The organism is Streptomyces sp. NPDC055025 (assembly GCF_053608565.1).
Window position 1 is genome coordinate 74,235 of the sequence record NZ_JBSGVS010000043.1, and the last position, 10,437, is coordinate 84,671.

The following is a 10,437-nucleotide window of genomic DNA, read 5'->3' on the forward strand; positions in this document are numbered from 1 at the left end:
ATTGGCCAAGATTTTGCCTGAGGTCCGATCGCGCCTCCACGCCTCTCCCGGGCCTCTCCTGGCCACCTCAGAGGCCTTGTCATGCCCCGAGGACGCCACGGCGATCCCGCTCCTCCTCCCGCCCGGCCCGGCCGAAATCGCCGTGTCCCGTGACCGGCGGTGCGACGGCCGCGTTGACCGGGCGCGTTCGCATGACGGACGCGCGATAATTAGATGCTGGATACAACTGATCTGGCGACCGGAAGCAGGAGGACGCACATGTGTGGCATCACCGGTTGGGTCTCCTTCGACCGCGTACTGCTCGACGCGTCCGGAACACTGGACGCGATGACGGAGACGATGTCCTGCCGGGGCCCCGACGCCGGCGGTATCTGGATCAGCGGCCCCGCCGCCCTGGGACACCGGCGACTGGCGATCATCGACCTGCCCGGAGGGCGGCAGCCGATGACCCTGGAGACTCCGCGGGGCACGCTCGCGCTCGTCTACTCGGGCGAGACCTACAACTTCACCGAACTGCGCGGGGAGCTGACCGGACGCGGTCATCGGTTCACCACCGACTCCGACACCGAAGTCGTTCTGCACGCCTATCTGGAGTGGGGCGAGGCGATGGCCGAACGCCTCAACGGGATGTACGCCTTCGCCATCTGGGACGGCCGTAGCCAGAAGCTGGTGATGATCCGCGACCGGATGGGCATCAAGCCCTTCTTCTACTACCCGATCCCCGGAGGAGTGCTGTTCGGGTCCGAGCCCAAGGCGATCCTCGCCAACCCGCTCGCCCGCGCCCGGGTCGACCTCGACGGACTGCGTGAGCTGTTCGGCTTTGTGAAAACGCCCGGCCACGCGATCTGGGACGGTATGCGCGAAGTCGAGCCCGGCACCGTCGTGACCGTGGACCGCAACGGACTGCGCCGCCATGTCTACTGGTCCCTGGAGACCCGGCCGCACACCGACGACCGCGACGCCACGGTGGGGCGGGTCCGTACGCTCCTCGACGACATCGTGCGCCGCCAGCTCGTCTCCGACGTACCGCGCTGCACCCTGCTGTCCGGTGGCCTGGACTCCTCCGCGATGACGGCGCTGGCCGCCCGGCAGCTCGCCGAGACCGGTGAGAAGGTCCGCAGCTTCGCCGTCGATTTCGTCGGCAGGACCGAGCACTTCGTCGCCGATGAACTCCGTCCCACCCCGGACGCGCCCTTCGTCCACGATGTCGCGCGCGCCTCGGGCACGGATCACCAGGACATCGTGCTCGACTCCAGCGACCTGGCCGACCCCGAGGTACGCGCCAGGGTGATCAGGGCCCGTGACATCCCCATGGGACTCGGTGACATGGACACCTCGCTCTATCTGCTCTTCAGGGCGATCCGGGAGCGCTCGACGGTCGCGCTCTCCGGCGAATCCGCCGACGAGGTCTTCGGCGGCTATCTCCAGTTCTTCGACGAGGAGGCCAGGCGGTCCGATATGTTCCCGTGGCTGGTGCGCTTCGAGGACTACATCGGGGACGACGCCGATGTGCTGCGGCCCGAGGTGAACAAGTCCCTGGACATGCCGGGATTCCTCCGTGACAGCTACGCCACGGCCGTCGCCGATGTCGAACGCCTCGACGGCGAGAGCGACTTCGAGTACCGGATGCGGAAGATCTGCGCGCTCCATCTGACGCGCTTCGTCCGGCTGCTGCTCGACCGCAAGGACCGTACGAGCATGGCGGTCGGACTGGAGGTCAGGGTGCCGTACTGCGACCACCGGCTGGTCGAGTACGTGTACAACGCCCCCTGGTCGATGAAGTCCTTCGACGGCCGGGAGAAGAGCCTGCTGCGGGAGGCGACCGCCGATCTGCTGCCCAAGCCGGTCTACGACCGGGTGAAGAGCCCCTACCCCAGCACGCAGGACCCCAAGTACGCGATCGCCCTGCAACAGCAGACCAAGGAACTGCTCGCTGACCCCTCCCACCCGGTCTTCGAGGTGCTCGACCCCGACCTGGTCCGCCAGGCGGCGGAACGGGAGACCCCGCAGATCACCATGGCCTCGCGCCGAGGTCTGGAACGCACACTGGACATGGCGCTCTGGCTGGACATCTACAGCCCGGAGATCATCCTCACCTGACCGCGCCGCCGCCCGTGTCCCGCGTCGTAAATCGGTGGCCGGGCCCCGAGCGGCGCAGCACGCTGATCCCATGTCAGAACCGAAGCACCGGATCCGCGCGCTGCACACGGCGACCACGATCACCGTCTATCAGGCGTACCGGCCGGCCATCGGCCTGCCCGCGGCCCGCGACGGCCGGTTCCCCGCCGCCTGGAAGCGGGACCGTATGACCTGGATCAAGCCTTCGTTCCTGTGGATGATGTACCGCTGCGGCTGGGGCACCAAGGAGGGCCAGGAGACCGTGCTGGCCGTGGAGATCTCCCGGGACGGCTTCGAGTGGGCGCTGCGGAACGCCTGTTTGTCGCACTACGGCCGCGCCGTCCACCCCGACCGGGCGGCCTGGAAGCGGGAGCTGAGGGCGGCTCCCGCCCGGGTCCAGTGGGATCCGGAGCGTGATCTGCGTCTCGGACCATTGCCGTACCGTTCGCTTCAGCTCGGTCTGTCCGGCGAGGCCGCGCGGCGGTACGCGGACGAGTGGACCGTCTCCGTCACCGATGTGACCCCGCTCGCACATCGGATCCATGCCCTGGTGCGCGAGGACGACCTGGTCACGGCCGGAAAACTCCTGCCCGCCGAGACCGGCTACCCGGCCGGGGCGGAACTCCTCGCTCATCTGACGGGCGCCTGACGCGACCCGCGTACCGCGTCTGGTGTACGCGGGCGCCGCCCCGTACTACCCGAGGAGGCCTCCGAGTTCCGACCGGTGTCAGCGCCGTCGGTACCGGGGCCCGTTTAGGGTTCAAGCATGGAGACCCGAACCCCCCGCCGGTCCCGGTCACGCCCGCGCTGGCTCGTGGGCGTGGCCGCCTTCGCCGTGCTCGTCGGAGCCGGTACCTGGACCGCCGTCGCCTCGGACGGTCCGCCCGCCGTCCACCAGCAGGACCAGGTGCTCAACATGCCGGGCGCCCGGATCGACACCTCGTACTTCACCACCGACGGCGGACGCAGACCCGCCGTGCTGATCGGGCACGGCTTCGGTGGCAGCAAGGACGACGTACGGGCCCAGGCCCAGAAGCTCGCGCGCGACGGATACGCGGTGCTGACCTGGTCGGCGCGCGGTTTCGGGAAGTCCACCGGAGAGATCGGGCTCAACGACCCCGACCATGAGGTCAAGGACGTCTCCCGGCTGATCGACTGGCTGGCGAAGCGGCCCGAGGTCCGGCTCGACCGCGCCGGCGACCCCCGGGTGGGGGTGACCGGCGCGTCCTACGGCGGCGCCGTCTCCCTGCTCGCCGCCGGATACGACCAGCGCGTCGACGCGATCGCCCCACTGATCACCTACTGGAACCTCGCCGACGCGCTCTTCCCCGACGGTGTCTTCAAGAAGCTCTGGGCCGGGATCTTCTTCTCCACCGGCGGCGGCTGCGCCACCTTCGAGGAGCGGCTCTGCGCCATGTACCAGCGGGTCGCCGTCTCCGGCACACCCGACACCGCCGCCCGTGAGCTGCTGGAGGAGCGCAGCCCGTCCGCCGTCGGTGACCGTATCGATGTGCCCGCGCTGATCGTGCAGGGCCAGACCGACTCCCTCTTCCCACTCGGCCAGGCCGATGCCATGGCCCAGGCGATCAGCGCCAACGGCGCCCCCGTCGACGTGGACTGGATGGCGGGCGGACACGATGGCGGCGACCAGGAGAGCGACCGGCTCCAGGGGCGGATCTCCTCCTGGTTCGACCGCTATCTCAAGGACGACAAGGGCACGGACACCGGACCCGCGTTCCGGGTCAGCCGTACCGGAGGCATCGACTCCACCGATGGCGAGACCCTGCTCCGGGGCGCGAGCAGCGATCGCTATCCGGGACTGGAGAGCGGCTCCACCACCGTGCCGCTCGGCGGCGGCACCCGCCCTCAGACCTTCGCCAATCCGGCGGGCGCCAGCCCGCCCGCGGTCTCGGCCGTACCGGGACTGACCGGCGGAGTCTCCCAGCTCTCCTCGCTCGGTGTCGGACTCGCCCGTGACTTCCCCGGACAGTTCGCGGCCTTCGACTCCCGGCCGCTGGACCACTCGCTGCGGATCACCGGCTCTCCGACGGTCCGGGCCACGGTCGCCTCCACCAGCGGTGACGCGGTGCTCTTCGCCAAGGTGTACGACGTGGGCCCCGACGGCCGCTCGCAGGTACTGCCCTCGCAGCTGGTCGCGCCCGTACGGGTGGAGGACGCGCGCCAGGGCAGAACCGTCGAGCTGACGCTGCCCGCCATCGACCATCAGGTCGTGCCCGGCCACCGGCTCCGGGTCGTCCTCGCCGCCACCGACCTCGCCTATGCCTCGCCGGCCGCCCCGGCCACCTACCGGGTCTCCCTGGACGGTCCGCTGACCGTACCCACCGTGCCCGCCCTCACCACCGGCTCCACCGGGCTGCCCTGGTGGGTCTGGGGACTGCCCGTCGCGGGCGGGCTGATCGCGGGCGCCCTGCTGCTCACCGCACGCCGCCGCACCAGCGCCCCGGCACCCGATCCCGCGCTCGCCGAGGTGCCCTTGCAGATCACCGATCTGAGCAAGCGGTACGCCAAGTCCGCCGACCGGTACGCGGTACGGGATCTCTCCTTCCGGGTCGAGAAGGGACAGGTGCTCGGGCTGCTCGGCCCGAACGGCGCGGGCAAGACCACCACCTTGCGCATGCTGATGGGGCTGATCAGCCCCGACGCAGGCGAGATCCGGGTCTTCGGACATGCCGTACGGCCGGGTGCTCCCGTGCTCTCCCGTGTCGGCTCGTTCGTCGAGGGCGCGGGCTTCCTGCCGCATCTTTCGGGACGCGACAATCTGGAGCTGTACTGGCAGGCCACCGGCCGCCCCGCCGAGGACTCCCATATCGAGGAGGCCCTGGAGATCGCCGGGCTCGGGGACGCGCTGGCACGGGCCGTACGCACCTACTCCCAGGGCATGCGGCAGCGGCTCGCCATCGCCCAGGCCATGCTCGGTATGCCGGATCTGCTGATCCTCGACGAACCGACCAACGGTCTCGATCCGCCGCAGATCCGCGAGATGCGGGATGTGATGATCAGATACGCGGCCGGTGGCAGAACGGTCATCGTCTCCAGCCATCTCCTCTCCGAGGTCGAACAGTCCTGTACTCATCTCGTGGTCATGCACCGCGGGCAGCTCATCCAGGCAGGCCCGGTCGCGGAGATCACCGGATCCGGCGACACCCTGCTCATCACCACCGCCGAACAGGTGTCCGAGCCCGTCGTGGAGAAGGTCGCCTCGCTGGCGGGGATCGGCTCCGCCGTACGCACGGACGACGGACTGCTCGTACAGCTCGACGGCGCGAGCACCAGTTCCCTGATCACCGAGCTGGTGCGGCTGGACGTACCTCTCACCGGCGTCGGGCCGCACCGCCGCCTGGAGGACGCCTTCCTCAACCTGATCTCAGGAGGCTCCGCATGAGCGCGCTGACCGAATCGGCCCCCGGCTACCGGACACGGCGCACCCTGCCGCTACGGGTCGAGGCGCTGCGTCAGCTCAAGCGCAGGCGGACGCTGGCGATGGGCGGGGTGCTGGTCGCCCTGCCTTTCATCCTTGTCGCGGCCTTCGCGATCGGGGGCACTCCGGGCAACGGTGAGAACAACCGGGTGACCCTGATCGAGACCGCGACCGCCTCCGGCGCCAACTTCGCCGCCACCTGTCTCTTCGTCTCCGCGGGCTTTCTGCTGGTGGTGCCCGTCGCGCTGTTCTGCGGGGACACCGTGGCCTCCGAGGCGAGCTGGTCCTCGCTGCGCTATCTCCTCGCCGCACCGGTGCCCCGGGCCCGGCTGCTCTGGAGCAAACTGGTGGTGGCGCTCGGTATGAGTGCGGCGGCGATGGTGCTGCTGCCGCTGGTCGGGCTGGCGGTGGGCACGGTGGCATACGGCTGGCGGCCACTCGAACTGCCCACGGGCGGCTCCCTGGCCTCCGCCGACGCCCTGCCGCGGCTGGCTCTGGTTGTCGCGTTCATCTTTGTCTCCCAACTGGTCACCGCGGGACTCGCTTTCTGGCTGTCGACGAAGACCGATGCCCCGCTGGGGGCGGTCGGCGGCGCGGTCGGTCTGACGATCGTCGGCAATGTGCTGGACGCCGTGACGGCGCTGGGATCCTGGCGGGACTTCCTGCCCGCGCACTGGCAGTTCGCCTGGGCGGACGCGCTTCAGCCGCAGCTCGAATGGAGCGGAATGCTGAAAGGCTCGGCGATCTCCGTGACCTATGCGCTGATTCTCTTCGCCCTGGCCTTCCGCGGCTTCTCCCGTAAGGACATCGTTTCCTGAGGACTGGCCTGTAATCCCCAGGGGAATTACAGGAACCCGGCCGAATTGCGGACAGCGGCGCAATCACAGGACGGATCAGAATCACAGGACGGATCAATCGCAGGACAGCCCTTAGATCCATCCCCTTCGAGCCGCTTCCGCGCCCGCCCGGAAGCGGCTCGTCGTGCCGAGGGCGGTCAGCAGATCGCCGACGCGACGGCTGTATGTGCGGCTCGACATTCCGAGGCGGGTGGCCGCCGTCTCGTCCGTGAGCCCGGCCAGCAGGGCCTCCAGCACGGGCCGGAGCTGTCCCGGCAGCACCCCGGGGGTGGGGAGCGCGGCGGTGGGCAGCTCCTCGCCCGTCTCCCACCATGTCTGGTGCGTACGGACCAGCGCCTGGACGACCACCGGATCGCGGATCAGCAGCAGTCCGTGGTAGTGGAGTTGGAGATCGAGCGGCACCGCCGCGACCGCGCGGTCCACCAGGATCATCTTGAACGGGATGGAGTCCGTCTGTCTGGCCCGGCCGGGAAGCTGGCGCGGCAGCGGATACGCGAGCCCGGCCAGCCCGTGCCGGGGCACGATCCGGCGGACACCGATCGAGGGCGAGCGTCCACGCCCCTTTCCGCCGGCGCCGGGGCCCGTGCCGGGGCCGCCGTCCTGCCAGTCCAGATCGCCCGCCGCCCGCACACAGGCACCGGCGAACTCAAGGAACTGCTCGGGAATGCACTGGCCCAGACAGCTTCCCGGATCATCGAAGATCAGCAGCTCGCGGCGGGCGGAGCGGACCAGGGCCGTCAGTGTGGCCGTCACCTGACGCACCCCTCGGATCTGCCGGCCGGGAGGATGGAGCGTGTCCACCACGTCCTCCCGCATCACGCCCAACGACAGCGCCGACCTGTTGAGCACGGACCCTGGAACATCCGCCACGGCTGACCACCCCCGCCATCCCCTCGGAGCCGTACGCCACTCCATGTACGCACATCATCGCTCACCGTGACAAGTGCAGTTCAGGGAGTGGCGACTCCATGCCAGAGCCTCCGCGATCCGCCCCTTCTGCCGCACGCTGGTGATCACTCGGTATGAAACGACACAAGCCGTCCGGGACAACCCGCGACAAGTGAGACACATGAGACGGAGGGACGATGACGACGAACCGCCAGGGGCCGGCCAGGGACGGGCCGAACCTTCACCGATGAGGATGACGTGCCCGGGTGACCCTTTACCGTGATCGAGGAGTGCTCAAGAACCGTGCCGTGTGCGCCTCTTGGTGCGGGATGATGTGCCCATGGCCACTATGCTGCTTGCTCTTTCCGTGATCTCCACTGGTCTGTTCGCGGGTAACTTCCTCATATTCCAGACCGGTGTCATGCCCGCCCTCGCCCGGCTGACGGACGAGCAGTTCGTCCCGGCCATGCGCAGGATCAATGAACTGGTACCGCGCCCGCTCTTCCTGCTGACCTTCTTCGCCATCGTCGGCTTCCCGATCGCGGCCCTCGCCATTCCCGTCGACGGGCGCTCGGACAACCAGAAGTGGCTTCTGGTCGCGGGACTGGTCTGCGCCGTTCTGAACCATTTCATCACCATCGGCGGCAATGTCCCGCTCAACAACGCGCTGGCCGCGTCGACCTCCTCCCCCGACAGTGTGGCGCGCAGGTCCTTCGAGTCCCGCTGGAACGCCTGCCACCGGGCCCGCACCCTGTTCTCCGTCGCCGCCTTCGTGCTGATGGTCAGCGCCACCCTCTCCTAGCGACGGTGGCGCCCCACCGGCCCGAACGAGCTCGTATCAGTTGGTCGACCGGTCGTCCGACCGGTCGGACGACGGTCAGACGATCTTGAGGTTGGCCATCATCCCCATCGCGCTGTGGTCGATCAGATGACAGTGATACGGGAACACCCCGCGATGACTGTCAAAGGTGACCTGGAGCTTCACGGTCTGCCCCGGCATCAGCAGCACGGTGTCCTTGCGTCCCGCCTCCGCCCCGCCGACCGGTGCGCCGTCGCGTTCGAGGACGCGGAACTGCACCAGGTGCATATGGAAGTTGTGCGGTATCAGGGTGCTGGCGTTGGTGACGGTCCACACCTCGCTGGTGCCCCAGCGCACGGTCGTGTCGATGCGGTCCGGGTCGTAACCCTTCCCGTTGATGTACCCCTGCGGGGAGGCGCTCGTCTCGTCCATCTTCAGCTCGAAGCTCCGTTCCACGGTGGCCTTCCGTGGCGTCGGCAGCGAGGCGAGTACGGCGGGAACCCTGCTTGAGTCATGGACCCGGGCGCCGACGTCGAACCGCATCACCTGTCCGACCTCCTCGACCGGACCCGGCCCCAGCAGGTTCTTCAGCACGAGCTGGGTACCCGGCCGGTACTGGGCGAAGTCGATGACGAGGTCGGCGCGTTCACCGGGGGAGAGCAGAAGCTGTGTGGCCGTGGCCGGCCTCGCCAGCAGCCCGCCGTCGGAGCCGATCTGGGTCATCGCGCTGCCGTCGGAGAGCTGAAGCGCGAAGATACGCAGATTGCAGGAGTTGACGAGCCGGAAGCGGTACTTGCGTCCCTTGACCTTCAGTACGGGCCAGGGCCTGCCATTGACCAGGATCGTGGTCCGGTTGAAGGCGTCGTCCATCTCGTAGACGAGCTGGGCGTCCGCGTCGAACCGCGCGTCGCGCAGAACCAGCGGCACCTCGAACTCGCCGGACGGCAGCCCGAGCGCGTCCTCCGTGTCGTCGCCCAGCAGATAGACGTTGGAGAGTCCGCGATAGACATGCTCGGACTCCATGTGGTGGGCATGGTCGTGCATCCACAGCGTGGCGCCCGGCTGGGAGTTGGCGTACGTGTACGTCCTGGTGGCGCCCGGGGCGATCGTGTCCATCGCGCCGCCGTCGTCGGCGGTCGGGTTGTTGCCGCCGTGGAGATGCACCGAGGTCGGCATGGACAGCGAGTTGACCTGCTTGACCACCACGGTCCGCCCGGAGCGGGCCCGTATCGTCGGCCCGGGGAAGGAGCCGTTGTAGGTGAGCAGCTCCGTGGTGGTGCCCGGCAGGATCTCGCGCCGCGCCTTGGTCATCACCACCGAGTAGTAGTCCGTGGTCGCCGATCTGCGGACCGGCGCAAGCACCGGTGGCCGGGTGAGGGGCACGCTGAACGGGGTGACAGGAGCGGCGGGTACGGCCGCCGCCGCTGCCGTACCGCGCGTGCCTCGGCCGCTGAGCGCCTGTGCCGTCCAGCCTGTGGCGCCCGAGACGCCGAGGGCTCCCGCGGTGAGTCCGATCCGTATCGCATGACGACGAGAGAACACTGGGAAATCCTTCCGGGATTCCGGGGAAAAGGAGTCGGTCCCCGTTCCGATCGCGGGGATGCTACCTAGCCCAAAGTGCTCGCCGGTCGGGATCGGTTCCGCGCGGGCGGTTCTCATGGTGTTTGTGCCGTCTATCGCCGGATAGGGACCCAGCGCCGGTCCAGTACGGTTCCAGGACAGGTCCAGCGCAGGTCCAGCCGGGATCCAGCGGGGGTCGAGCGGAGATCCAGCGCTTCTCGATCCGGATTCTCCCGGGGATTCGCGAGGCGCCGTAATCAAGGCGCCGTAATGCCTTGACGCTGTGATACGGAAAATGCGGAAAATTCTTGGGAGCGCGGGAATCGGCCCTACCGGCGGAAGGTGCCTTTCTCCAGCCGGTCCAGGGTGCGCAGTCCGCGCTCGGTGAAATCGTGTTCGCCATGGGCCGGTCCGTACGCCAGACAGCTCGCGGCGTCCAGCGCCGCCAGACACGGCAGGGCGTGGCGTTCGGTCTCGGTCAGCGGGCGGCCGTAGCCCTGGAAGAAGGCGGTGCGCAGATCGTCACGGTCCTGCCAGGGGCCACAGGCCAGCCGTACGAAGTCCTGGACGGCCGGGGCGTACCGGGACCGCTCGAAGTCGATCATGGCCAGGCGCCCGGACCCGGACCCGGACCCGGACCCGGACCCGGACCAGAGAACGTTGCGCTCCTGCGCGTCGCCGTGGATATGGCCCGGGGCGAGCAGGTCGGTCAGTTTCAGCAGATGCCCGGCCGCATGGCGGACGAGCGCGCGCCGGTCTCCCGAGAGCAGATCGCC

General features: G+C 68.9%; 8 protein-coding genes. 5 read left to right on the top strand and 3 right to left on the bottom strand.

The features are described from left to right. The first annotated feature begins 258 nt into the window (after positions 1–258). The 4 genes from asnB (at position 259) to ACWGDX_RS25440 (ending at position 6,375) form a co-directional block, all read left to right on the top strand. The gene (asnB, locus tag ACWGDX_RS25425; RefSeq protein ID WP_453629055.1) at positions 259–2,100 is read left to right on the top strand and encodes an asparagine synthase (glutamine-hydrolyzing); all 1,842 of its coding nucleotides are present in this window, start codon (positions 259–261) and stop codon (positions 2,098–2,100) included. Between the two features lie 70 nt (positions 2,101–2,170). Beyond that, complete coding sequence (locus ACWGDX_RS25430) at positions 2,171–2,767, top strand: DUF4291 domain-containing protein (RefSeq protein WP_453629057.1); 597 nt, start codon at positions 2,171–2,173, stop codon at positions 2,765–2,767. Between the two features lie 117 nt (positions 2,768–2,884). After that, the gene (locus tag ACWGDX_RS25435) at positions 2,885–5,521 is read left to right on the top strand and encodes an alpha/beta fold hydrolase (RefSeq protein ID WP_453629059.1); all 2,637 of its coding nucleotides are present in this window, start codon (positions 2,885–2,887) and stop codon (positions 5,519–5,521) included. Continuing rightward, positions 5,518–6,375, top strand: a complete 858-nt coding sequence (locus tag ACWGDX_RS25440) for an ABC transporter permease (RefSeq protein ID WP_453629061.1) — start codon at positions 5,518–5,520, stop codon at positions 6,373–6,375. Before ACWGDX_RS25435 ends, ACWGDX_RS25440 begins: the two co-directional genes overlap by 4 nt. A gap of 111 nt (positions 6,376–6,486) precedes the next feature. Here ACWGDX_RS25440 and ACWGDX_RS25445 read toward each other — a convergent pair whose 3' ends face one another. Then, positions 6,487–7,284 (bottom strand): DNA-binding response regulator, encoded by a 798-nt coding sequence (locus ACWGDX_RS25445; RefSeq protein ID WP_453629062.1) that lies wholly within the window; start codon positions 7,282–7,284, stop codon positions 6,487–6,489. Positions 7,285–7,642: 358 nt separating this feature from the next. Here ACWGDX_RS25445 and ACWGDX_RS25450 point away from each other — a divergent pair, with 358 nt between their 5' ends. After that, on the top strand, positions 7,643–8,104 hold the full coding sequence (locus ACWGDX_RS25450; protein WP_453629064.1) for an anthrone oxygenase family protein: 462 nt from the start codon (positions 7,643–7,645) through the stop codon (positions 8,102–8,104). A 75-nt stretch (positions 8,105–8,179) separates the two neighbouring features. Here the strand turns inward: ACWGDX_RS25450 and ACWGDX_RS25455 are convergent, their stop codons facing one another. Further along, the gene (locus ACWGDX_RS25455) at positions 8,180–9,643 is read right to left on the bottom strand and encodes a multicopper oxidase family protein (RefSeq protein ID WP_453629066.1); all 1,464 of its coding nucleotides are present in this window, start codon (positions 9,641–9,643) and stop codon (positions 8,180–8,182) included. Positions 9,644–9,990: 347 nt separating this feature from the next. Continuing rightward, a partial coding sequence (locus ACWGDX_RS25460; protein ID WP_453629068.1) for a phosphotransferase occupies positions 9,991–10,437 on the bottom strand: 447 nt, incomplete at its 5' end.

What these genes read in the sequence shown, in the direction of transcription:
- asnB (WP_453629055.1), top strand. Translation starts at nt 259, where the DNA reads ATGTGTGGCATCACCGGTTGGGTCTCCTTCGACCGCGTACTGCTCGAC.
- ACWGDX_RS25430 (WP_453629057.1), top strand. Translation starts at nt 2,171, where the DNA reads ATGTCAGAACCGAAGCACCGGATCCGCGCGCTGCACACGGCGACCACG.
- ACWGDX_RS25435 (WP_453629059.1), top strand. Translation starts at nt 2,885, where the DNA reads ATGGAGACCCGAACCCCCCGCCGGTCCCGGTCACGCCCGCGCTGGCTC.
- ACWGDX_RS25440 (WP_453629061.1), top strand. Translation starts at nt 5,518, where the DNA reads ATGAGCGCGCTGACCGAATCGGCCCCCGGCTACCGGACACGGCGCACC.
- ACWGDX_RS25450 (WP_453629064.1), top strand. Translation starts at nt 7,643, where the DNA reads ATGGCCACTATGCTGCTTGCTCTTTCCGTGATCTCCACTGGTCTGTTC.